The sequence below is a fragment of the Xenorhabdus lircayensis genome (assembly GCF_016306625.1).
In the GTDB taxonomy this organism is placed as follows: Bacteria; Pseudomonadota; Gammaproteobacteria; order Enterobacterales; family Enterobacteriaceae; genus Xenorhabdus; species Xenorhabdus lircayensis.
Map to the genome: position 1 here is coordinate 25,927 of NZ_JACOII010000041.1, position 23,757 is coordinate 49,683.

The window sequence follows — 23,757 nt, forward strand, 5'->3', positions numbered from 1 at the left end:
ATTTAGTATGGAAAACAAACGCCTCGATGATTTGGCAACTGAGGCCGGAATTGCCAGCGAATATATTAATGCCTATGGGAAGCCGCAAGCTATCCCAGCTGAAATCAGGCATCGGATATTGGAAGCCATGAATACAGAGAAACTGGTCGGTAGACCGGTTTCTCACTTACATGCCTCTGCTCATGCTCCTTCTTTGCCTAACGTTAAAGTGATTATGCAAGGGCAGATAGTAACTCTGCCCTTGCACGAGACAAACAGTTACCAATGGCAGATACACACTGAACAAGGGGAAATATTTCATGATCACTGCCAAAATAAACTCACTTTGCCAACCGATCTCCCTTTGGGATACCACACTCTGACGCTAATACCGGAAGCGAAACAAGAAGCCGACTCTCAACAGCAATCCATGCAACTTATTGTTGCTCCCGAACGCTGCTACGAGCCGCAAGCCCTAACACATGGTGAAAAACTTTGGGGGGCTTGTGTTCAACTTTATACCCTGCGTTCAGAAAATAACTGGGGAATTGGCGATTTTGGCGACCTGAGATGTATGCTGCAAGAACTGGCACAACGTGGTGGTGCCTTTGTTGGCCTGAATCCCCTGCATGCCATATATCCCGCAATGCCCGAAAATGCTAGCCCTTACAGCCCATCCTCCCGTCACTGGCTCAATATCATTTATATTGCAGTGCATAAGGTGGAAGATTTTACGTGCAGTGCCGAAGCGCAAAAATGGTGGCAATTGCCGGAGACACAGCTCAAACTCCAACATGCCCGTCAAGCGGAATGGGTCGATTACCCCACCGTGATGACACTAAAAATGTCCGCACTACGTCTGGCTTATCCGCAATTTAAGCTCCGGTCTGACAATGACTCCCAACAAATCGCGTTTCAGCAATTTGTAACCAAAGGCGGCAAAAATCTTTACTTTCAAGCGATTTATGATGCTCTTCACCATAAACTGTATGGAGAAAATATCACTTATTGGGGCTGGCCCGTATGGCCGGAGCAATACCGTGAACCAGAAAGTGACGCCGTTAAGGCATTTTGTCATTCACACCCACAGGAAGTAGAATTTTTCCTTTGGTTACAATGGATAGCCGATATTCAGCTTACCGAGTGCTTCACTACCAGCCAAACCAATCACATGCCGATTGGCATTTACCGTGATCTTGCTGTCGGTGTGGCACCAGGCGGCTCAGAAACATGGTGTAACCGAAACATCTATTGCACCAAGGCATCCATAGGAGCGCCACCCGATATTCTGGGACCACGAGGACAAAACTGGGGGCTTCCGCCAATGAATCCCCATGTATTAAAAACTCAGGCCTATCAACCTTTCATTGAGTTATTGCGTAGCAATATGCGCCATTGCGGGGCATTACGTATCGATCATGTGATGTCTCTACTCAGGCTCTGGTGGATACCACAAGGAGAAACCGCTGATAAAGGCGTTTATGTCCACTATCCGGTTGATGACCTGTTGGCGATACTGGCACTGGAAAGCCAGCGCAATCATTGCTTGGTGATTGGCGAAGATTTAGGAATTGTGCCGGAAGAAATTGTCGATAAATTACGGGATCGAGGGGTTTATTCTTATAAGGTGTTTTATTTTGAGCGCAATGAGCGAGGTGAATATCGTTCTCCCGATGAATATCCCGTGCAAGCAATGGCAACCATTACCACCCATGACTTACCCACCTTACGCGGATTCTGGCAAAACAGAGATCTAGCTTTAGGAAAAGCCATTGGTTTATACCCTGATAAAGCACTCCTTGCTGAGTTATATACTGAGCGCAAACTCTGTAAGCAGGCATTATCGGCCAGTTTAAATCGCCGCAGTTATCTATCGGAAGAACTGACAATGATGGATACATCATCATCCTTGCAGCAAGCAGCACCTCTCATTCAAGCCGAACAGCCCATGTCAGCCGCTATCAACCAAGGCGTCCACCGCTATATCGCCCATAGTGCTTGCGCCTTATTGGGATTGCAACCTGAAGACTGGCTGGATATGGAACAACCCGTCAATATTCCGGGAACCACTACAGAATATCCTAACTGGCGGCGCAAGCTCACCACCACATTGGAAGCTATGTTTACGGATGCATATATCAACCAATTGTTGCGAACAGTAGGAGAGCGCCGAAAGCAAGGCTCATAACCCTTAGAACCACCAGCTATAAAACAATATTGGTGGTTCATCCTTGGCGTAAACAAAATAGAAAGCGCGAAAATGGCATTATTATGAGTTGGATGAAAAGGAGACGAAACCACTTTTCTGTTAGCTCTGCGGCATATTGACGAGGCCAAAGGAGGAATGGCAACGATTGCGGACAAATCCAGAAACCCACCTTCATTGAACGCTCTCCAAAAGAGAATTTCACCCTGAAAATCATCACGCGTGTGTACATGCTTCTGGCCTTAAATTTGCTGCTAATGCAGCATAAACGCTCTGACAGCTTATGTTTACGGTTCAATAAGATGGTTATCATTGTAAACTTCGTACCAGCTTACTATTTCAGTACGAATCTGGTACGAAGTTTGATAGTTTTTACCTGATGTTTTTTGCGAAAAGTTTTGCGCTGATAGACTTTAATCAGACATCAACCTTTCACGCCTCCCGATGTCAATCCACCAACTAACCAACGTTGAGCAAGTAAGAAAACCACAGTGATAGGAATGGCAGAAAGCACAGCCGCAGCGGCAAAGTCTCCCCAGAGATAATTTTGTGGGTGAAGGTATTGCTGCATTCCCACTGCCAGCGTGTAATTGTCTACATCCCGTAACAGCAGGGACGCAACAGGCACTTCAGTAATCACACCAATAAAAGACAGGATAAACACAACAGCCAATATTGGTACAGAAAGCGGCAGCAGTATCAAACGGAAAACTTGCCATGATGTCGCCCCATCCAGCATGGCCGACTCTTCCAGCGAGCGATCTATCGTTTCAAAATAACCTTTGATCGTCCACACATGCAGAGCAATCCCTCCCATATAGGCAAAAATCACACCTCCGTGGGTATTGAGGCCAAGAAAGGGAATATATTCTCCCAGACGATCAAATAAGGCATATAGCGCCACTAACGAGAGTACCGCAGGGAACATCTGAAAAATTAGCATGCTTTTAAGTAAGATACTTTTGCCACGAAAACGCATGCGGGCAAAAGCATACGCACAAGTCGTTGATAGCGCTACAATCCCCGTGGCTGTAATAAATGCGACTTTTATGGAATTCCACAACCACAACAGAACAGGAAACGGCGGTGAAATAACCCGCCCATCTGAAGATTCCACACTGTAGCCCAATGCCAACTTCCAATGCTCCCACGAAATAGTATCTGGAATCAGACTACCAGTAGCAAAATTTCCCGGCCGTAAAGAAATGGCAACGACCATCAGCATCGGGAACAGAATCAAGGCAATAAAACTCAGTATCAATGCATGTGTTGTCCATATCCGCCACCGCTGCGATTTGGATTGCACCATCGCCATACCTTTTCCTCCTCAATCAAATTTAATACGGGTGGTTTTTAGGTTGATGATGGCTAACGCCCCCACCAGCAAGAATATCAACGTAGCAATCGCCGCCGCCAGGCCAAAATCCTGCCCACCACCTCCTTCAAAAGCGATACGGTAGGTATAACTTACCAAGAGGTCGGTATAGCCCGCAGGTGTTGTCGTACCAATGTGGTCGGGTCTTCCATTGGTTAGCAATTGAATCAGGACAAAGTTATTGAAGTTAAAAGCGAAGCTGGCAATCATCAACGGCGTCAATGGCTTAATCAGTAATGGAAAGGTAATTTTGGTGAAGTTCTGCCATGGCCCTGCCCCATCAATTGCCGATGCCTCATAGAGATCATCAGGGATTGACTTGAGCAACCCCATGCAGAGGATCATCATGTAAGGATAACCCAACCACGTATTCACAATAATCAGCATCGTGCGTGCTAATGTTGGATCTGTAAACCAATCCGGTTTCAAGCCAAACAACCCATTAAGCACCAGATTAATTTCACCAAAACTCTGGTTAAATAATCCCTTAAAAATCAGGATAGAAATAAACGAGGGAACAGCATAAGGTAAAATCAGTAGCACTCGGTAAATTGCCCTTCCTTTGATGGCTTCCCACTGCACAATACAGGCAAGCATCATACCCAGCGCAACGGTCAATATTACTGTCAGCAGGGAAAAGATCACCGTCCAGACAAAAATAGATAGAAATGGTTTTTGGATCCCCTCATCCTGCATCACCCGCTGAAAGTTTTTCCAACCAATGGAAACCGTGAACCCGGGACTTAACGTTTCCTTATCCCATCCCCCTTCAGCATTAATGGATTGATAGAATCCTATATCCATATTCGGTCTGTATTGTATGCCAGTTTGTTTATTCGTCAGCGTGACTTCATCTTCGCCAAGGGAATAAAGAGGGTGTATAGCGGAAAACTGGCGCAGTGAACTCATTCGCAACTTATTACCATCGGGGAGAACAGCGACTAATTGGCCTAATACCTGTCGATGTTGGGTAATCGTGCGTAATGTCGCAGCATCATGCTCAAACGCTTTTTCCTGCTCATGCAAAGGCAAAATAATTTCTTCTGTCCCAGACAAAGAAAAAGGTGCTGACACCAGTAAATGGGAGTTATCAGGGATAGTCAGTGCCAGAACCCACTGTTCAGATTCAGGATAAAGTTTGAAATTAAATGTCTGGCCTGCTTGATATTGGCGACTCATTAATACCTTTTGGGCACGTTCAAGAGTCAATTGGTTGGTGCTGCTATAGTTGGTAAAAGCAATGGCAATGGTGCAAATAAGCGGAAACAGTATAAACAACCCTATTCCGGCAATTCCTGGGTAGGTATAGCGCCAGACATAAGCTTTACGGTTGGCAAAAACATAAATACCACTTCCCAGTAATACCAGTGTCAACATAGCAAACAAGTATTCTCCCTGCGCATACATCAACACGACTAGATAGCCGGTAAAAAATAGACACAACCCCACCGCAAACCATTTCAAGACCGGGTGCTGCCACCATACTGTTTTTTCTAGTGTCGCTGACATCTTGCACTTCCTGTTACTATTGCCCGTGATGAAGTTCTCGTGATTAAGGGCCTATTCCAATAGACGCCAAGGCTCCTTTGAACTCAGGAGCCTATCATTCGTTTATTTTGTTATTCTCGCTTCGGCATCATTAAGCGCCGCATCTACCGTCTGGCGACCACTGATCGTGTTGAGCACCGCACTGCGCATGGCGTACCAGAAACTACTCATTTGCGAAATATTCGGCATAATTTCGCCTTTCTGAGCGTTTTCCATCGTGGCAGCAATACGCGGATCTTTCGCAAGGATCTCTTGATAGGATTTCAAAGCTACCGCTCCCAACGGCTTATCTTTATCCATCATTGCCAAGCCTTCGTTAGTAAGCAGGTAGTTTTCCAGAAATTCCTTCGCTAGTTCTTTATTGGGACTGGCCGAATTAATTCCCGCAGTTAAAATGCCAACAAAGGGCTTAGAGGAATTTCCTTTGAAAGTTGGCAACAAGGTCACGCCATAATTAATCTTGCTGTTATCTATATTCGCCCATGCCCACGGACCATTGATCGTCATTGCTGTTTTGCCTTTATTAAAGGCAGCCTCGGCAATGGAGTAATCGATATCAGCACTGAGATGTTTGTTTTTGACTAAATCAATCAGAAACTGCATTCCCGCTTTGGAGCCTGCGTTATTAACACCGCTGTCTTTAACGTTATAAGTACTATTCTCTGCCTTGAAAGCATACCCACCATCAGCCGCAATCAACGGCCAGGTGAAATAAGGCTCCTGCAAATTGAACATAATTGCGCTTTTATTTTGCTTTTTCAGCTCATTATCCAAGGCTGGGATCTCTTCCCATGTTTTTGGGGGAGATTTGATCAAATCTTTATTGTAGATAAGAGAGAGTGCTTCAACTGCGACAGGATATCCCACCAATTTTCCGTCATAACGTACGGCATCCCACGTAAAAGGAAATAGCTTATCAATAAAATCTTTATCAGGTGTAATTTCAGCTACCAAGCCTGATTGGGCATAACCACCAAAGCGATCATGTGCCCAGAAAATGATATCTGGCCCATCTCCGCTAGCAGCGATCTGGGTATATTTTTCTTCCAATTTATCAGGATGCTCAACAACGACTGGAATTCCCGTTTCTTTTGCAAATTTGTCACCAACCTGTGCCAACCCGTTGTAACCTTTATCACCATTGACCCAAATGACTAGCTTGCCTTCCTCCAGTTTCGCAAAAGCGGGAGTTGCTAGTATCCACGTCGTTAAAACGGAAAGTATCAGAGTGCGGGTACCCACTTTCAAAACTTTTTTAGTCATCATTCCGCCCTTTTTATCATTTGTCAGTTCAGGATGAATTTCTTCATTACTAATTTCTTCACTACAAAGCTAGAAAATGGTTCCCAGTGTGCAATCAACATGAAAAAGACTCATCCTCCCCTACTCTACGCCTCACTTCAAATGAGTGTGAGCCAGCTTACAAAAATAATTAAAATCAGAAAGTTAAAACCAATATGACATCTTTTTTTGCGATTTAAGTCACACCTTATCTGACAATTTGTTCTTCCATTCCCCAATCACATTAAGCTCATCATCCTAATTCCTCCCCCATAAAAAACTCAGGGATGGAGGATTCTCACGTCTGTTGTTTTGTACACAATCCTGCCATCAGTTTTTCACTAGGTTTCTCACTACGATGAATAAGAAACACATAGGAAGCTGAGGTGGCAAATTCGAGGGAGGGAACAAATGTCTAGCGTCACATTCCGCAATGTATCTAAATCGTATGGTGAAACAGTCATTTCCAAAGATCTCAATCTTGATATTCAGGAAGGGGAATTTGTCGTATTTGTCGGCCCATCAGGGTGCGGAAAATCAACGTTACTAAGGATGATCGCGGGGTTGGAAGACATCACATCCGGTGATTTGTTGATAGCAGGAAAGCGAGTGAATGATGTTCCGCCAGCCAAACGCAGTGTCGGCATGGTTTTTCAATCTTATGCACTATATCCCCATCTCTCTGTTGCAGACAATATGTCATTCGGAATGAAACTGGCTGGGGCCAAAAAAAACGATATTCAAAAGCGAGTGCAACAAGTTGCAGAAACCCTCCAACTTGCCCACTTGCTGGCTCGCCGTCCCAAGGCGCTATCCGGCGGACAACGTCAGCGAGTCGCCATTGGTCGAACACTAGTGGCGGAACCGAATATCTTTCTGTTGGATGAGCCCCTTTCCAATCTGGATGCTGCTCTGCGTGTACAAATGCGAATTGAGATTTCACGCCTGCACAAGCGCCTGCGACGTACAATGATCTATGTAACCCATGATCAAACCGAAGCCATGACACTGGCGGATAAAATTGTTGTGCTGGATGGCGGCAATATTGCCCAAGTTGGCAAACCACTTGAAATTTATCACTACCCAGCCAACCGTTTTGTTGCGGGTTTCATTGGTTCACCGAAAATGAATTTCCTACCAGTCAAAATCTCTGCCATTGCCGTCGATCAGGTGCAAATTATCCTACCCAATGGTCAACCTATTTGGTTACCTGTTGAAAGTAAAGGACTCACTGTCGGAAGTAATGTGTCTTTGGGAATTCGCCCCGAACACCTTTTGCCTAATGATGTAGCCGATGTTACGTTAGAGGGGACAGTACAGATCGTGGAACAACTGGGGAATGAAACTCAGATTCACATCCGCATACCTGCCATTCATCAAAACTTGGTTTACCGCCAACCTGATATTGTTCTCGTGGAAGAAGGAGCGAACTTCACTATTGGGTTAGCTCCCCATCGTTGTCACCTTTTCCGCGAAGACGGAACCTCATGTCAGCGTTTACATGAAGAGCCCGGAGTTTAAATCCGCGCTATAAAAAATAACAGGGGAATCATCATGCGTATATTGTCTCTCTCATTGGCCATGCTAACTGGCCTATTATCCATGCAAGCTGTTGCAGTAGAATTTCACGGCTATGCCCGTTCGGGCATTGGCTGGACCGGTAGTGGCGGTGAGCAAAAATGTGCTCAAACCACGGGAACGCCGAGTAAATACCGTCTAGGCAACGAATGTGAAACCTACGCGGAACTTAAACTAGGGCAAGAATTATGGAAAGATGGCGACAAACGTTTCTATTTTGATACCAATATTGCTTACTCTGTAGCCCAGGAAAAAGACTGGGAATCCACCAACCCCGCTTTCCGTGAAGCAAACGTGCAGGCAACGAATATCATTGACTGGTTGCCCGGCTCAACACTATGGGTCGGTAAACGTTTCTATCAACGACACGATGTGCATATGATCGATTTCTATTACTGGGATATTTCCGGCCCTGGTGCGGGTTTGGAGAATCTTGATCTTGGTTTTGGTAAATTGTCTCTCGCAGTAACCCGCAATACAGAATCCGGAGGGTCGCGTGGTTGGATCGCTGGTGAACGTAAAGAAATCCCAACCTCGAATGATGTTTTCGATATACGGCTAGCCAACTTACCTGTCAATGCTGGCGGCACACTGGAGCTTGGCATTAATTATGGACGAGCCAATGCTCGCAAGGGATACCAGCTTGATAAAAAGGCATCCAAAGACGGTGTGATGCTGACCGCCGAACATACTCAAAGTATATTCGGTGGTTTCAACAAATTTGTCTTACAGTACGCAACTGACGCGATGACTTCTAACAACAATGGTCGTTCCGAAGGTGCCAGTGTAAACAATGACGGGCATATGCTGCGACTTATAGATCATGGCGCAATCAGTATCACAGATAAATGGGATCTCATGTATGTCGCCATGTATCAGAATATTGACCGCGACAATAACGATGGCAACACATGGTACACCGTGGGTGTCCGTCCAATGTACAAGTGGACACCGATAATGAGTACTCTGATGGAAGTTGGTTATGACAATGTGAAATCTCAACGCACCAAGGCAACCAATAATCAGTACAAAATCACACTGGCTCAACAATGGCAAGCTGGAGATAGTATCTGGTCACGCCCAGCCATTCGTTTATTTGCCACTTACTCCAAATGGGATGAGAAGTGGGGTTACACCAAAGGTGTTGCTTACCGTGATACATCAGCACAACGATTCAGCCGTGGTAACAGTGATGAATTTACGTTTGGTGCCCAATTTGAGGCTTGGTGGTAATGAAAACAAAACTACTCCCACTTTGCCTCAGTGCTCTGCTCTGCAACATAATTCCTGCTGTGAGTTATGCTGCATCAGATACCGCTGTATCCGATGCAGTAATCACGAATAAAACAGAGTCTGACATAAAAACGTCTAACGCTATCGCGCCTACTTTTTCTATGTCAGCCTTGCAGAAATTACAGTGGCAGCCAATTAATGCTCATGACACGCAGACCATTATCCTCAATGACGCGTCACAACAACTTAATGACGGAGATATTCGCGGAGCGATAGCCGCATTTGCTTTGCCAGCTAATCAAGGCTCATTGGAAATTATACTGAACAGTCTGATAAAGGATAAGCAAGTATATTCGCCAAATGTTTTAGTCCTTGATGAGCAACTCCATCCTGCTGCCTTTTATCCAAGCCACTATTTTCGCTATCAACGGCCAGGCATTATGTCCGTTGATCGGCTTGAAGGTGTATTAAAGCTGACACCAGCATTGGGACAACAGCGAATTTATTTACTTATTTATACCACCCGTGCTGATTTGCAAGCCTCTACGCAAATGGTCGATCCCGCTAAAGCCTATGCTCAGGGGATAGGTAATGCGGTTCCTAATATCCCAGACCCGATTGCTCGCCATACAGAGACTGGAGCATTAACACTAAAAGTGAAATCAGAACGCGATACCGGCAATATTCTGATTGGACAGGTATTTTCTACACCTGCACCCAAACCAGTCACAATCGGTGCTACACAGGTAACAACAGCCCCTGCTGCGTCTATACCGCAATCTGTTGCACCTACAGTGAAACCTGTACTGAACGATACCGAACAATATTTCAATGACGCCATCAAGAGAGCCATTAGCAGTGGCGATATTGATAAGGCGTTGAAACTACTAAATGAAGCGGAGCGCCTTGGCTCTCCAACTGCGCGGAAAACTTTTATTAAAATGTTAAAGAATAAAGGATAGATTTGATTTATCAAATAGTTATAGTGATATTTGGCATTTAACTTAAGAGCCTAATGGAATAGGCTCTTAATATGCTATAAACCCATTAGTCTACTCTAATGAATTATCATTATCTTGAGTTAACATCAGCATATTTATTTAAAATAATCCATAATGCCTTTTTTATTCAAATAATTTTTTATTTTTCCACGAATTTTATAAACCAAACCAACCAACATTGCCAACAATAACAGATTAAACATAAACCTAGGTATTATTCCATAAAAGATAATCAAGAATAGAATGCCTATAGAAAACAAAGAAATAACAATATCTTTTACGGCAACATTAAATATCCAAGCTAAAAATTTCATTATACATTTTATGATTCTATAAAATATTTCCAGCACATCTGCCAATACATCCATCAATATCATCCTCCATAAAATTATTCTCAACCTAACTATCACTTATAATAAAGGAAAAAATTATAGTGTTATCGAATAATCCATTGTTAATTATCGAATAAATAATTTTACATCTTATAGTCGATTATCAATCGGTTACAAAAGCATTGGATCTGGTTTATTAGCAAAAGTTCTTGCCATTTTTTCAGTCGAATCTGTCCGTAATAGATAATTGATCCAGAAAAAAGGATTATCATCCAACTTTATTTTATCCTATGTCGTAGTGACGACAAAATGAAATATGGATTGGTAAAACGCATCAAAATGGGAAGAAAATAATTGCAATAATATGAATGATTCATCTCATTTTGATTTTCCATCCAATAAAAAATGCCCTCTACTAAGAGAGGGCATTTCACGATTAGCTATACGTATAGAGTATGCTACTTATTACGATATTACTCTTTATCGCTGCTACTACCGAAACCTGCATTCAACAATTCAGCAAGGTTTGCAGTGGCTTCATCAACGCTAACTGGTGGCACTTCGGCCGCTTCGTTTGCGTGACGGCGGCGAATGCGCTCCTGATGGTAAGCATAACCTGTACCCGCAGGGATCAGACGACCAACAATGACGTTCTCTTTCAGGCCACGCAGTTCATCACGTTTACCTGCAACAGCGGCTTCAGTCAGTACGCGGGTTGTTTCCTGGAACGACGCCGCAGAGATGAAGGATTCTGTTGCCAGTGATGCCTTGGTGATACCCAACAGGTCACGATGGAAGGTTGCCGGTACTTTGTCATCCTGCTCCAGCTTACGGTTCGCGACTTTAACGCGCGCGTATTCAACCTGCTCGCCTTCGAGGAATTCGGAGCTACCCGCACTCGCGATAGTCACTTTACGCAGCATCTGACGAACGATAACTTCGATGTGTTTATCGTTAATCTTAACGCCTTGTAGACGGTAAACTTCCTGTACTTCGTTGGTGATGTAACGAGCAACCGCGTGAACACCACGTAGGCGCAGAATGTCATGTGGAGATTCTGGGCCATCGGAGATCACGTCGCCGCGTTCAACAACTTCACCTTCGAATACGTTGAGCTGACGCCATTTAGGGATCATCTCTTCGTAAGCATCACTACCATCCAGCGGGCTGATTACCAGACGACGTTTACCTTTGGTTTCTTTACCGAAGGAAACGATACCGCTGATTTCTGCCAGGATAGCCGGCTCTTTCGGACGACGAGCTTCGAACAGATCCGCAACGCGTGGCAGACCACCGGTGATATCTTTAGTACCGCCAGATTCCTGAGGAATACGCGCCAACGTATCACCCGCAGAGATGGATATGCCATCTTCCAGCTGAACAATCGCTTTACCCGGCAGGAAGTACTGAGCAGGCATATCTGTACCTGGGATCAGAACATCTTTACCCTGAGCATCAACGATTTTCAGTGCTGGACGCAGATCTTTACCGCTACCGGTACGCTCTGCACTGTCCAGAACTACCAGTGAAGACAGGCCGGTCAGTTCGTCCGTCTGACGGGTGATGGTTTGACCATCTACCATGTCGTAGAACTGGATGATACCGGATACTTCACTCACGACTGGCATGGTATGTGGATCCCAGTTCGCAACGGTCTCGCCGCCGGTCACTGTCTCGCTATCACCTTTCGCCAATACCGAACCGTAAGGCACTTTATAGCTTTCTTTGGTACGGCCGAAATCGTCAATCAGGCGCAGTTCGGTATTACGGGAAGTAATAACCAGTTTGCCCGCTGAGTTAGTAACGAATTTAGCATTGGTCAGTTTCAGATGACCTTTGTTACGAACCTGAATGCTGGATTCTGCTGCCGCACGAGATGCCGCACCACCGATGTGGAACGTACGCATCGTCAGCTGTGTACCCGGCTCACCGATTGACTGTGCCGCGATAACACCAACTGCTTCACCTTTGTTAATACGGTGACCACGAGCAAGGTCACGGCCATAACAGTTCGCACAAACACCGAAGTCAGTTTCACAGCTTACTACGGAACGTACTTTCACGCTGTCAACAGAGTTTTCTTCTAACAGATCACACCATTTTTCGTTCAGCAAAGTGTTACGTGTAACCAGAATATCCGCTGTGCCTGGTTTCAGAACGTCTTCAGCCGTCACACGGCCCAATACGCGCTCACGCAGTGGCTCTTTAACGTCACCACCTTCGATAACCGGAGTCATCAGGATACCGTTATGAGTACCACAGTCATCTTCAGTCACAACCAAGTCTTGGGCAACATCAACCAGACGACGAGTCAAGTAACCGGAGTTCGCCGTTTTCAATGCGGTATCCGCAAGACCTTTACGAGCACCGTGAGTTGAGATGAAGTACTGGAGTACATTCAAACCTTCACGGAAGTTCGCGGTGATCGGGGTCTCGATGATGGAGCCATCTGGAGTCGCCATCAGACCACGCATACCTGCCAACTGACGGATCTGAGCAGCAGAACCACGAGCACCGGAGTCAGCCATCATAAAGATGTTATTGAAAGAAACCTGCTGTTCTTCTTCACCGTTACGGTTAATAACAGTTTCAGTAGACAGGTTTTCCATCATCGCCTTAGCAACACGTTCGTTCGCCGCAGCCCAGATATCGATAACTTTGTTATAGCGTTCGCCAGCAGTTACCAGACCAGACTGGAATTGTTCCTGAATTTCGGCCACTTCTGCTTCTGCTTCCGCGATGATGCCTTCTTTCTTCTCAGGAATAACCATGTCGTCGATACCTACGGATACCCCTGAACGGGCAGCGTAAGCAAAACCGGTATACATGGTCTGGTCAGCTAAGATAACTGTTGGTTTCAGGCCCAGTACGCGGTAACAGGTGTTCAGCATTCTGGAGATTGCTTTTTTACCCAGCGCCTGGTTAATCAGTGAGTATGGCAAACCTCTAGGCACGATCATCCACAGGATGGCACGACCGATAGTGGTATCCACCAGACCTGTATTAACGGTGACATTGCCTTCGCCATCTTTCACTTCTTCAGTGATACGGACTTTGACACGAGCGTGCAAAGAAGCCAGACCTGCGCGGTAAACACGCTCTGCTTCTTTAGAACCGCTCAGAACCATGCCTTCGCCTTTCGCGTTAACACAGTCACGCGTCATGTAGTACAGACCCAATACAACGTCCTGAGATGGAACGATGATTGGTTCACCGCTCGCTGGAGACAGAATGTTGTTGGTAGACATCATCAGCGCACGTGCTTCCAGCTGTGCTTCCAGCGTCAGCGGTACGTGAACAGCCATCTGATCACCATCGAAGTCGGCGTTATAAGCCGCACACACCAATGGGTGCAACTGAATCGCTTTACCTTCGATCAGTACGGGTTCAAATGCCTGAATACCCAAACGGTGAAGGGTCGGTGCACGGTTCAGCAGAACCGGGTGCTCACGGATCACTTCATCCAAGATATCCCATACAATGGCTTCTTCACGCTCAACCATTTTCTTGGCTGCTTTGATGGTAGTCGCCAGACCACGCAGTTCCAGCTTGCCGTAAATGAATGGTTTGAACAGCTCCAGTGCCATCTTCTTAGGAAGACCACACTGATGCAGGCGCAGGTATGGACCTACGGTAATTACAGAACGGCCTGAGTAGTCAACACGTTTACCCAGCAGGTTCTGACGGAAACGACCCTGTTTACCCTTGATCATGTCTGCCAAGGATTTCAGAGGACGCTTGTTGGAACCGGTAATCGCACGACCGCGACGGCCGTTGTCCAGCAGCGCATCAACCGCTTCCTGCAACATACGTTTTTCGTTACGTACGATGATGTCTGGCGCAGCCAGATCCAGCAGACGTTTCAGACGGTTGTTACGGTTAATCACGCGACGGTACAAATCGTTCAGGTCTGACGTTGCGAAACGACCGCCATCCAGTGGAACCAGTGGACGCAGATCCGGTGGCAAAACTGGCAGTACGGTCAGAACCATCCACTCTGGTTTGTTACCAGACTGAATGAAAGCTTCCAGCAGTTTAATACGCTTGGTCAGTTTTTTGCGCTTAGTTTCAGAGTTGGTTTCATTCAGCTCTTCACGCAAAGTTTCGCATTCGTTTTCCAGATCCAGATTTTTCAGCAAAGACTGGATCGCTTCTGCGCCCATTTTTGCATCAAATTCATCACCGAACTCTTCCAGTGCATCCAGATACTGTTCTTCAGTCAGGATTTGGCTACGCTCAAGGCTAGTCATGCCGCCTTCGACAACCACATAGGATTCGAAGTACAGTACGCGTTCAATGTCGCGCAGAGGCATGTCCAGCAACAAACCGATGCGGGATGGCAGCGATTTCAGGAACCAGATGTGCGCGGTTGGAGATGCCAGCTCGATGTGTCCCATACGTTCACGACGAACTTTGGTTTGGGTCACTTCAACGCCACACTTCTCACAAATCACACCACGGTGTTTTAATCGCTTGTATTTACCACACAAGCATTCGTAATCTTTTACTGGCCCGAAAATACGTGCACAGAAAAGACCGTCACGCTCAGGCTTGAACGTACGGTAGTTAATAGTTTCCGGCTTTTTTACTTCCCCGAATGACCACGAACGGATCATATCTGGGGAGGCCAGAGCAATTTTGATCGCATCAAACTCTTCGGTCTTGGTTTGCGCTTTCAGAAACTTCAATAAGTCTTTCACGAAATGGCTCCTGTCGGAGTTAGACCTGTTAGGTGAGTGGCACATGCCACTCCCCCCTTATGACCAGTGTAACCACTGGCTGATAGACTGTCCGACATCTTCATGCCGGACAGTACCAGCGGTAAAACGATTTACTCGTCTTCCAGCTCGATGTTGATACCCAACGAACGGATTTCTTTCAGCAATACGTTGAAAGATTCCGGCATGCCGGGTTCCATCTGGTGGTTACCATCCACGATGTTTTTATACATCTTGGTACGACCATTAACATCGTCGGATTTAACGGTGAGCATTTCTTGCAGGGTGTACGCAGCACCGTATGCTTCCAATGCCCACACTTCCATCTCACCGAAGCGCTGACCACCGAACTGTGCCTTACCACCCAGCGGCTGCTGAGTAACCAGGCTGTAAGAGCCAGTAGAACGGGCGTGCATCTTGTCATCAACCAAGTGGTTCAATTTCAGCATGTACATGTAACCAACGGTTACCTGACGCTCAAATTGCTCACCAGTACGGCCGTCGAACAGTGTGATCTGACCAGAAGTCGGCAAACCACCTAATTTCAGCAGTTCTTTGATTTCGGTTTCTTTTGCACCGTCAAAGACTGGTGTTGCGATTGGCATACCTTTTCTCAGGTTTTCTGCCAGACGCATCACTTCTTCGTCGGTGAAGGTGTTCAAGTCAACTGTCTGACTGGTATCGTCACCCAAATCATAGGCTTTCTGGATGAACTCACGCAGTTTGGCAACTTCTTGCTGCTGTTTCAGCATCGCATTGATCTTGTCACCAATGCCTTTTGCCGCCATACCCAAGTGAGTTTCCAGAATCTGACCGATGTTCATACGTGATGGTACACCCAGCGGGTTCAGTACGATGTCAACAGGTGTACCGTTTTCATCGTAAGGCATGTCTTCGATTGGGTTGATCTTGGAAATAACACCCTTGTTACCGTGACGACCAGCCATCTTGTCACCAGGCTGGATCTGACGTTTCACAGCCAGATACACTTTGACAATTTTCAGCACGCCCGGTGCCAAATCATCGCCCTGTGTGATCTTACGGCGTTTAGCATCCAGTTTTTTCTCGAACTCTGCTTTCAGTTCGTCATACTGTTCTGCCAGCTGCTCCAGCTGATTTTGTTTTTCTTCATCAGCCAGGCCCAGCTCCAACCAACGTTCACGAGGCAGTTTGCTGAGTTTTTCCGCTTCAATACCACCGGCAACCAGTACAGAGTGAATACGGGCAAACAAGCCAGATTCGAAAATTCGCAGTTCTTCTGTCAGGTCTTTCTTCGCATCACGCAACTGCATTTCTTCGATTTCCAACGCACGCTTGTCTTTCTCTACACCATCACGAGTAAAGACCTGTACGTCGATAACCGTACCAGAAACACCGTTTGGTACGCGCAGTGAGGAGTCTTTCACATCAGACGCTTTCTCACCGAAGATCGCACGCAGCAGCTTTTCTTCTGGTGTCAGCTGAGTTTCACCTTTCGGTGTCACTTTACCAACCAGAATGTCGCCGCCTTTCACTTCCGCACCGATATAAACAATACCGGATTCGTCCAGTTTAGACAGCGCAGCTTCACCCACGTTAGGGATGTCAGCCGTGATCTCTTCAGGCCCCAGTTTAGTGTCGCGGGACACACAGGCCAGTTCCTGAATGTGAATGGTGGTGAAACGGTCTTCCTGAACAACACGTTCAGATACGAGGATGGAGTCCTCGAAGTTATAACCATTCCATGGCATGAACGCCACGCGCATGTTCTGACCCAGTGCCAGCTCACCCAAGTCGGTGGATGGACCATCAGCCAGTACGTTACCACGCTCAACCAGTTCGCCCAGAGAAACACATGGCATCTGATTGATACAGGTGTTCTGGTTGGAACGGGTATATTTGGTCAGGTTATAGATATCAATGCCCGCTTCACCCGCGTACATTTCATCTTCGTTAACCTTGATAACGATACGGGATGCGTCAACGTACTGAACCATACCGCCGCGTTTAGCAACAGAGGTTACACCGGAGTCAACTGCTACCGCACGCTCCATGCCTGTTCCTACCAGCGGCTTATCAGCGCGCAGAGTTGGAACTGCCTGACGTTGCATGTTCGCACCCATCAATGCACGGTTGGCATCATCGTGTTCAAGGAATGGGATCAGGGAAGCACCGACGGACACGATCTGTTGTGTCGAAACGTCCATGTACTGAACCTGATCACGGTTGAACAAGCTGGATTCGTCGTAATGTCGGCAAGTGACCAGTTCTTCAACGAAATGGCCTTCTTCATCCAATACGGTGTTAGCCTGTGCAATGACGTAATTACCTTCTTCGATCGCAGACAGGTAGTGGATCTCATCGGTCACTACACCATCACGAACTAAGCGGTAAGGGGTTTCAAGGAAACCATACTCATTGGTACGCGCATAAACGGACAATGAGTTAATCAGACCGATGTTTGGACCTTCAGGCGTTTCGATTGGACATACACGACCGTAGTGAGTTGGGTGTACGTCTCGAACTTCGAAGCCTGCGCGTTCACGGGTCAGACCGCCTGGACCCAACGCTGAAATACGGCGTTTATGGGTAATTTCAGACAGTGGGTTGTTCTGGTCCATGAACTGAGACAGCTGACTGGAGCCAAAGAACTCTTTCACCGCCGCAGAAATTGGTTTGGCGTTGATCATGTCCTGTGGCATCAGGGTATCCAGATCGCCCAAAGACAAACGCTCTTTCACGGCACGTTCAACACGAACCAGACCGACGCGGAACTGGTTTTCAGCCATTTCGCCAACGGAACGGATACGACGGTTGCCCAAGTGGTCGATATCGTCAACTTCACCTTTACCGTTACGGATATCAATGAGCTTCTTCATCACGTCAGTGATGTCTTCTTTGCTCAGGATACCGGAACCTTCAATCTCGTTACGATCCAGCGAGCGGTTGAACTTCATGCGACCAACCGCAGACAGATCATAACGATCTTCAGAGAAGAACAGGTTCTCAAACAGGTTTTCTGCGGCTTCACGTGTTGGTGGTTCACCCGGACGCATCATGCGGTAGATTTCAACCAGCGCGCTCAGGCGATCATTGGTTGGGTCAACACGCAGAGTCTCGGAGATGTATGCACCGTGGTCCAGATCGTTGGTAAACAGGGTCTCGATAGATTTATGACCAGACTGACTCAGACGTGCCAGCAGATCCAAAGAGAGTTCCATGTTAGCAGCACAGATGATTTCACCTGTGTTCTGGTCGATGTAATCTTTTGCTACAACTTTACCCGCGATATATTCGACAGGAACCTCAATGCGGTCTACCTGATCTTTTTCTAACTGGCGGATATGACGAGCAGTGATACGACGGCCCTTTTCAACATAAATCTTGCCGTTCGCTTCGATATCAAATGAAGCAGTCTCGCCACGCAGACGTTCTGGAACCAGAGTCATCTGCAATTTATTGTCGCGAATTTCGAAAACGGTTTTGTTGAAGAACAGGTTCAGGATGTCTTCAGTAGTATAATCCATCGCGCGCAGAATAATCGAAGCCGGCAGTTTACGACGGCGGTCAATACGCACAAACAGGTTATCTTTTGGATCAAATTCGAAATCCAACCATGAACCACGGTAAGGGATGATACGTGCGTTATACAGTACCTTACCAGATGAATGGGTTTTACCCTTATCACTGTCAAAGAAAACGCCTGGACTACGATGCAACTGAGATACGATAACGCGCTCAGTACCGTTGATAACGAAAGTCCCGTTATCAGTCATGAGTGGAATTTCACCCATGTAGACTTCTTGTTCTTTGATATCTTTGACTGTGCCTTCTGGCGCTTCACGCTCATAGATCACCAGACGCAGCTTAACGCGCAGCGGTGCGGAGAAAGTCACACCACGGATCTGACACTCTTTGACATCAAAAACAGGTTCGCCAAGACGGTAGCTTACATATTGCAGCTCGGAATTGCCGCTGTAACTCTGAATTGGGAACACAGAACGGAAGGCCGCTTCCAGTCCATTCTGGCCTTCAGGATCTTGCTCGATAAACTTCTGGAACGAGTCAAGTTGGATAGAAAGAAGGTATGGAACATCCAAAACTTGTGGACGTTTACCAAAATCCTTACGAATACGTTTTTTCTCGGTATAGGAGTAAACCATAGGGTTCCTCAGCTCGCTGACAAGTGACCCACTCTGTCCGCCCTTAAGGACAGCACGCTGCAACACTATTTTTTTCGAACAGAAAATAGAATATTTTCCGTAATACTCATTACTATTACTCTTAAATCATTTCATTGCGTTACCTTACTACCGAGCTACCCGAGTGGATCGTAGCTGAGAACGCAGTATATTAAGTCGTCAATAGGAAGAAGTATTTTGGGTTAATTAGCAGCCAAACAGTGTGAAATGCTACTAACTCCCTACATAATGCTTTTCGAACAATATCGCTTTCAGACAATACCGCTCTCAGGCAATATGGCCTCAGACAATGCTGTTAAAACAAGGCGTTCAACTACAACCTTTACAAACAATGCCCTTACAGCGCAAAAAGGCTGGCGATCAAAAAATCGCCAGCCGTCAGCCTTTAAAGTTAGGCTGCGAACTTAAAACTGATCTTACTTGATCTCAACAGAAGCACCAGCTTCTTCCAGAGATTTTTTCAGAGATTCAGCGTCATCTTTGCTGATTGCTTCTTTTAGTGCTGCTGGTGCGCTTTCAACCAGGTCTTTAGCTTCTTTCAGACCCAAGCCAGTTGCGCCACGCACTGCTTTGATTACAGCAACTTTGTTAGCACCAATGCCAGTCAAGATTACGTCGAATTCAGTTTTTTCTTCGACAACTTCAGCAGCGCCACCAACTACAGCTACAGCTGCAGCAGCAGAAACGCCGAATTTTTCTTCCATCATGCTGATCAGTTCAACAACGTCCATTACAGACATTTCTGCAACTGCGTCCAGAATTTGTTCTTTAGTGATAGACATAACAAGTGTTCCTAAAATTCAGAAAAAGTTTATACGTTAAAAAGCGACGAAGGAAATAGGCAATTAAGCGGCTTCTTTCTGATCGCGTAGCGCAGCCAGAGTGCGAACCAGTTTGCCTGCAGAGGCTTCTTTCATGGTTGCCATCAGGCGTGCGATTGCTTCTTCGTAAGTTGGGAGTGTTGCCAGACGATCGATATTTGATCCTGGGATAAACTCACCTTCAAAGGCTGCCGCTTTAATCTCGAATGCTGGGTTCGCTTTCGCGAAATCTTTGAACAGACGAGCAGCTGCGCCCGGATGTTCAGAAGAAAAAGCAATCAAGGTTGGACCAACAAACGCTTCTTTCAGGCACTCATATTCAGTACCTTCAACAGCACGACGCAGCAGGGTGTTACGTACAACACGTACGTTAACGCCAGCTTCACGGCATGCTTTACGCAGTTCAGTCATTTTACCTACGGTAACGCCACGAGAATCCGCAACAACCGCAGACAGCGCGCCTTTGGCTACTTCGCTGACTTCAGCAACAATCGCTTGTTTGTCTTGAAGATTTAGTGCCATTAGCTTCTTGCTCCTGGATTAACCGGGAAAACCCGGAACTCACTTCACTCAAGACACAAAATGTGCCTGAGCGCTAAAACACGGTGAGCAGAATCCAGAAAATAAATTTCATTTGGCTCTGTCACCGTCTACGCAGGATATTAAGTAATTACTTACGCCTGCGGTCTTGGACGGGGCTTGGATTAAGGCCAAGCTCCAACCGAAAATTTGTTATTTGCCGATAATGCCTTATTTTTCGAAGGTTGTGTGTTATTGAACACGCTATCAGGCAAATTCGAAGCGTCAGATTTTAGACAAATCTGACGCTAAGGTAAAGCGTTATCTCAGCTTAAATGATTAAGCTGCTGTTGCGTTCAGACCAGACTGGTCGATCGCAACACCTGCACCCATGGTAGTAGACAGGCTAACTTTCTTGACGTAAATACCTTTAGCAGAAGATGGTTTAGCTTTTTTCAGCGCAACCAGCAGAGCTTCCAGATTTTCTTTCAGTTTGTCAGCGTCGAAGTCAACTTTACCGATGGTGGTGTGAATGATGCCGTTTTTGTCGTTACGGTAACGAACCTGACCTGCTTTAGCGTTCTGTACAGCTTCAGCAACGTTAGGAGTTACAGTACCAACTTTCGGGTTTGGCATCAGGCCACGTGGGCCCAGGATTTGACCCAGTTGGCCAACAACGCGCATTGCATCTGGAGATGCGATAACTACGTCGAAGTTCATCTCGCCTTTCTTAATCTGTTCAGCCAGATCTTCCATACCTACCAGTTCAGCGCCAGCAGCTTTAGCCGCTTCAGCGTTAGCGCCCTGAGCAAATACAGCAACACGTACTGAACGACCAGTACCGTGTGGCAGTACAGTTGCACCACGAACGTTTTGGTCAGATTTACGAGCATCGATACCAAGATTAACAGCTACGTCAACGCTTTCTACGAACTTAGCAGTAGCCAGTTCTTTCAGCAGAGCAACAGCTTCGTTGATGTCATATTGTTTAGTTACATCAACTTTTTCACGGATAGTGCGCATGCGCTTGGTTAGTTTAGCCATTGATTAACCCTCCACAACCAGGCCCATGGAACGAGCAGTACCTTCGATTGAACGCATCATAGCGTCAACGTCAGCACCAGTCATGTCCTCAGCTTTAGTTTCAGCAATTTCACGAATTTGAGCGCTGGTTACTTTACCAACTTTCTCTTTGTTCGGTTTACCAGAACCAGATTTCACACCTGCTGCTTTTTTCAACAGAACAGCCGCTGGTGGGGTTTTGGTAACGAAAGTGAAAGAACGGTCTGCGTAAACAGTAATAACAACTGGAGTTGGCAGGCCTTTTTCAAGGCTTTCAGTTTTAGCATTGAACGCTTTACAGAATTCCATGATGTTAACGCCCTGCTGACCCAGAGCTGGACCAACTGGTGGGCTTGGATTAGCCATACCAGCTGCAACTTGCAGCTTAACGTAGGCTTGTACTTTCTTAGCCATCTATATTTCCTCTATGTGGGTGTTATCGCCTCAAACATGAGGCTCCCCTGACGATGTAGGCCCCGTCTAAAAGACCAAGCCACTTAAAACTTACCTAAATTATCTAGGAAACATTTTCTAAAAAACAACCCAGATAAAAACAAAAGGCGCGAAATTGTATGCTAATTTCACACCCCTTGCAAGCGAGCCCGCTTATTTAAGCATCAGTTCAGACTTTCTCTACCTGACTGAAATCCAGCTCGACTGGTGTAGCACGACCGAAGATAGAAACCGAAACTTTCAGGCGGCTCTTCTCGTAATCGACTTCTTCTACAACACCATTGAAGTCTGCAAACGGGCCATCGCTGACACGAACCATTTCTCCTGGTTCGAACAGTGTTTTTGGCCGTGGTTTATCACCAACTTGCTGAAGACGATTCATAATCGCATCAACTTCTTTATCGCTGATTGGTGCAGGGCGATCAGATGTGCCACCGATAAAACCCATTACGCGAGGTACACTGCGAACCAGATGCCAAGTTGCATCGTTCATTACCATTTGTACCAAGACATAGCCAGGAAAGAATTTACGCTCGCTTTTACGACGTTGACCACTGCGGATCTCAACAACTTCTTCTGTCGGTACCATTACTTCACCGAAAGAATCTTCCATATCTTGTAATTTGATATGCTCACGCAGAGATTGAGCGACACGACCTTCAAACCCAGAAAATGCCTGTATGACATACCAACGCTTTTTTGGGGATTCAGACATTTTTTAAAACCTCAGGCCTGTAATAAATGAAACTAAACGCACCAGAATACCGTCCAATCCCCACAAAATCAGGGACATGATAGCCGTCACAACCGCAACAATCAGAGTTGTATGCAGCGCTTCCTGGCGAGTTGGCCAAATGACTTTACGCATTTCAATGCGGGCTTCACGGGCAAATGCTAATGCAGCTTTACCTTTCGCAGTCCACAATGCAACTGCTCCTGCAAGGGCAACAATAGCAACGACGGCTATCGCGCGCAGAGGCAGGTTATACTCTCGGTAATAGTAATTACCCACAATAGCAACCACCAGCAGCACTGCCACCAATAGCCATTTTGCTATATCAAGACTACGCCCGCTTTCTTGAGCATCGCTATTCGCACTCATAAACCAACCTGTAACTATTTGTAAGTAACTATGATGTAAATAGATAGCCAGCTTGCCTCGCAAGAGCAAAACAAATCAGACCGAACCCAAAGATAATTGTAATTGTATCTGACTCGGCGCCATAATTCAGCAGGACTTTTGTATCTGAATGATATCAAAGCCCATCCGTTGTATCAGAGCCTATCTCACCAATAATTAAGAATAACCGTTAAACAGCGATTTGTCTGCTATTGGGCAATTATTGATGAACAACTATTGATGAGATAGGTTCTTCTTAAAACAACGTATAAAAAGGGCATCTATTGATGCCCTTCCAAAATGAACACATTAAAAAAATTATGCGATCACTTTAGCAACAACACCAGCAC

At 46.1% G+C, this 23,757-nt stretch carries 16 protein-coding genes; 4 read left to right on the forward strand and 12 right to left on the reverse strand.

Features of this window, described 5'->3' with window-relative positions; translation table 11 throughout:
- The first annotated feature begins 7 nt into the window (after window positions 1–7).
- Window positions 8–2,167 (forward strand): 4-alpha-glucanotransferase, encoded by a 2,160-nt coding sequence (gene malQ / locus H8A87_RS12395; RefSeq protein ID WP_198690268.1) that lies wholly within the window; start codon window positions 8–10, stop codon window positions 2,165–2,167.
- A 442-nt stretch (window positions 2,168–2,609) separates the two neighbouring features.
- Here the strand turns inward: malQ and malG are convergent, their stop codons facing one another.
- The 3 genes from malG to malE all read right to left on the reverse strand — a co-directional run bounded on the left by malG (window position 2,610) and on the right by malE (window position 6,371).
- Window positions 2,610–3,500, reverse strand: a complete 891-nt coding sequence (malG, locus tag H8A87_RS12400) for a maltose ABC transporter permease MalG (RefSeq protein WP_198690269.1) — start codon at window positions 3,498–3,500, stop codon at window positions 2,610–2,612.
- 12 nt (window positions 3,501–3,512) lie between these two features.
- Entirely contained in the window at window positions 3,513–5,069 is a 1,557-nt protein-coding gene (gene malF, locus H8A87_RS12405; protein WP_198690270.1) for a maltose ABC transporter permease MalF, read from the reverse strand.
- Between the two features lie 102 nt (window positions 5,070–5,171).
- Window positions 5,172–6,371 (reverse strand): maltose/maltodextrin ABC transporter substrate-binding protein MalE, encoded by a 1,200-nt coding sequence (malE, locus tag H8A87_RS12410; RefSeq protein ID WP_198690286.1) that lies wholly within the window; start codon window positions 6,369–6,371, stop codon window positions 5,172–5,174.
- A gap of 429 nt (window positions 6,372–6,800) precedes the next feature.
- On the opposite strand from malE, the gene malK reads away from it, so the two are divergent.
- From malK to malM, 3 genes are read left to right on the forward strand one after another with little or no spacing between them, the layout of a single operon-like run.
- On the forward strand, window positions 6,801–7,910 hold the full coding sequence (gene malK, locus H8A87_RS12415; RefSeq protein ID WP_198690271.1) for a maltose/maltodextrin ABC transporter ATP-binding protein MalK: 1,110 nt from the start codon (window positions 6,801–6,803) through the stop codon (window positions 7,908–7,910).
- 33 nt (window positions 7,911–7,943) lie between these two features.
- Entirely contained in the window at window positions 7,944–9,200 is a 1,257-nt protein-coding gene (locus tag H8A87_RS12420) for a maltoporin (protein WP_198690272.1), read from the forward strand.
- On the forward strand, window positions 9,200–10,162 hold the full coding sequence (gene malM, locus H8A87_RS12425) for a maltose operon protein MalM (RefSeq protein ID WP_198690273.1): 963 nt from the start codon (window positions 9,200–9,202) through the stop codon (window positions 10,160–10,162). Before H8A87_RS12420 ends, malM begins: the two co-directional genes overlap by 1 nt.
- Window positions 10,163–10,296: 134 nt before the next feature.
- On the opposite strand, the gene H8A87_RS12430 is transcribed toward malM, so the two are convergent.
- The 9 genes from H8A87_RS12430 to secE all read right to left on the reverse strand — a co-directional run bounded on the left by H8A87_RS12430 (window position 10,297) and on the right by secE (window position 23,389).
- Window positions 10,297–10,569: a hypothetical protein gene (locus H8A87_RS12430; RefSeq protein ID WP_198690274.1), complete on the reverse strand. Its 273-nt coding sequence runs from the start codon at window positions 10,567–10,569 to the stop codon at window positions 10,297–10,299.
- A 437-nt stretch (window positions 10,570–11,006) separates the two neighbouring features.
- The gene (rpoC, locus tag H8A87_RS12435) at window positions 11,007–15,233 is read right to left on the reverse strand and encodes a DNA-directed RNA polymerase subunit beta' (RefSeq protein ID WP_198690275.1); all 4,227 of its coding nucleotides are present in this window, start codon (window positions 15,231–15,233) and stop codon (window positions 11,007–11,009) included.
- A gap of 131 nt (window positions 15,234–15,364) precedes the next feature.
- Window positions 15,365–19,393: a DNA-directed RNA polymerase subunit beta gene (gene rpoB / locus H8A87_RS12440; protein ID WP_198690276.1), complete on the reverse strand. Its 4,029-nt coding sequence runs from the start codon at window positions 19,391–19,393 to the stop codon at window positions 15,365–15,367.
- A 455-nt stretch (window positions 19,394–19,848) separates the two neighbouring features.
- Window positions 19,849–20,214, reverse strand: a complete 366-nt coding sequence (rplL, locus tag H8A87_RS12445) for a 50S ribosomal protein L7/L12 (RefSeq protein WP_198690277.1) — start codon at window positions 20,212–20,214, stop codon at window positions 19,849–19,851.
- 63 nt (window positions 20,215–20,277) lie between these two features.
- Window positions 20,278–20,775, reverse strand: coding sequence for a 50S ribosomal protein L10 (rplJ, locus tag H8A87_RS12450; protein WP_198690278.1), 498 nt, complete (start codon window positions 20,773–20,775; stop codon window positions 20,278–20,280).
- Window positions 20,776–21,111: 336 nt separating this feature from the next.
- Window positions 21,112–21,816, reverse strand: coding sequence for a 50S ribosomal protein L1 (gene rplA / locus H8A87_RS12455; RefSeq protein WP_198690279.1), 705 nt, complete (start codon window positions 21,814–21,816; stop codon window positions 21,112–21,114).
- Between the two features lie 3 nt (window positions 21,817–21,819).
- Window positions 21,820–22,248 carry a 50S ribosomal protein L11 gene (gene rplK, locus H8A87_RS12460; RefSeq protein WP_198690280.1) on the reverse strand — a complete coding sequence of 143 codons (429 nt, stop codon included), beginning with the start codon at window positions 22,246–22,248 and terminating at the stop codon, window positions 21,820–21,822.
- Between the two features lie 208 nt (window positions 22,249–22,456).
- A complete protein-coding gene (gene nusG / locus H8A87_RS12465; protein WP_099114156.1) occupies window positions 22,457–23,002 on the reverse strand; it encodes a transcription termination/antitermination protein NusG in 546 nt (181 codons plus the stop codon).
- 3 nt (window positions 23,003–23,005) lie between these two features.
- Window positions 23,006–23,389 (reverse strand): preprotein translocase subunit SecE, encoded by a 384-nt coding sequence (gene secE, locus H8A87_RS12470; RefSeq protein WP_198690281.1) that lies wholly within the window; start codon window positions 23,387–23,389, stop codon window positions 23,006–23,008.
- Window positions 23,390–23,757 lie beyond the last annotated feature (368 nt).

Bases quoted from the DNA above. Each gene is read 5' to 3' on its own strand.
- secE (WP_198690281.1), bottom strand. From the start codon at position 23,389: ATGAGTGCGAATAGCGATGCTCAAGAAAGCGGGCGTAGTCTTGATATA.
- rplK (WP_198690280.1), bottom strand. From the start codon at position 22,248: ATGGCTAAGAAAGTACAAGCCTACGTTAAGCTGCAAGTTGCAGCTGGT.
- malF (WP_198690270.1), bottom strand. From the start codon at position 5,069: ATGTCAGCGACACTAGAAAAAACAGTATGGTGGCAGCACCCGGTCTTG.
- H8A87_RS12430 (WP_198690274.1), bottom strand. From the start codon at position 10,569: ATGGATGTATTGGCAGATGTGCTGGAAATATTTTATAGAATCATAAAA.
- malE (WP_198690286.1), bottom strand. From the start codon at position 6,371: ATGACTAAAAAAGTTTTGAAAGTGGGTACCCGCACTCTGATACTTTCC.
- rplJ (WP_198690278.1), bottom strand. From the start codon at position 20,775: ATGGCACTAAATCTTCAAGACAAACAAGCGATTGTTGCTGAAGTCAGC.
- nusG (WP_099114156.1), bottom strand. From the start codon at position 23,002: ATGTCTGAATCCCCAAAAAAGCGTTGGTATGTCATACAGGCATTTTCT.
- malK (WP_198690271.1), top strand. From the start codon at position 6,801: ATGTCTAGCGTCACATTCCGCAATGTATCTAAATCGTATGGTGAAACA.
- malG (WP_198690269.1), bottom strand. From the start codon at position 3,500: ATGGCGATGGTGCAATCCAAATCGCAGCGGTGGCGGATATGGACAACA.
- rpoB (WP_198690276.1), bottom strand. From the start codon at position 19,393: ATGGTTTACTCCTATACCGAGAAAAAACGTATTCGTAAGGATTTTGGT.
- rplL (WP_198690277.1), bottom strand. From the start codon at position 20,214: ATGTCTATCACTAAAGAACAAATTCTGGACGCAGTTGCAGAAATGTCT.
- malQ (WP_198690268.1), top strand. From the start codon at position 8: ATGGAAAACAAACGCCTCGATGATTTGGCAACTGAGGCCGGAATTGCC.
- malM (WP_198690273.1), top strand. From the start codon at position 9,200: ATGAAAACAAAACTACTCCCACTTTGCCTCAGTGCTCTGCTCTGCAAC.
- rplA (WP_198690279.1), bottom strand. From the start codon at position 21,816: ATGGCTAAACTAACCAAGCGCATGCGCACTATCCGTGAAAAAGTTGAT.
- H8A87_RS12420 (WP_198690272.1), top strand. From the start codon at position 7,944: ATGCGTATATTGTCTCTCTCATTGGCCATGCTAACTGGCCTATTATCC.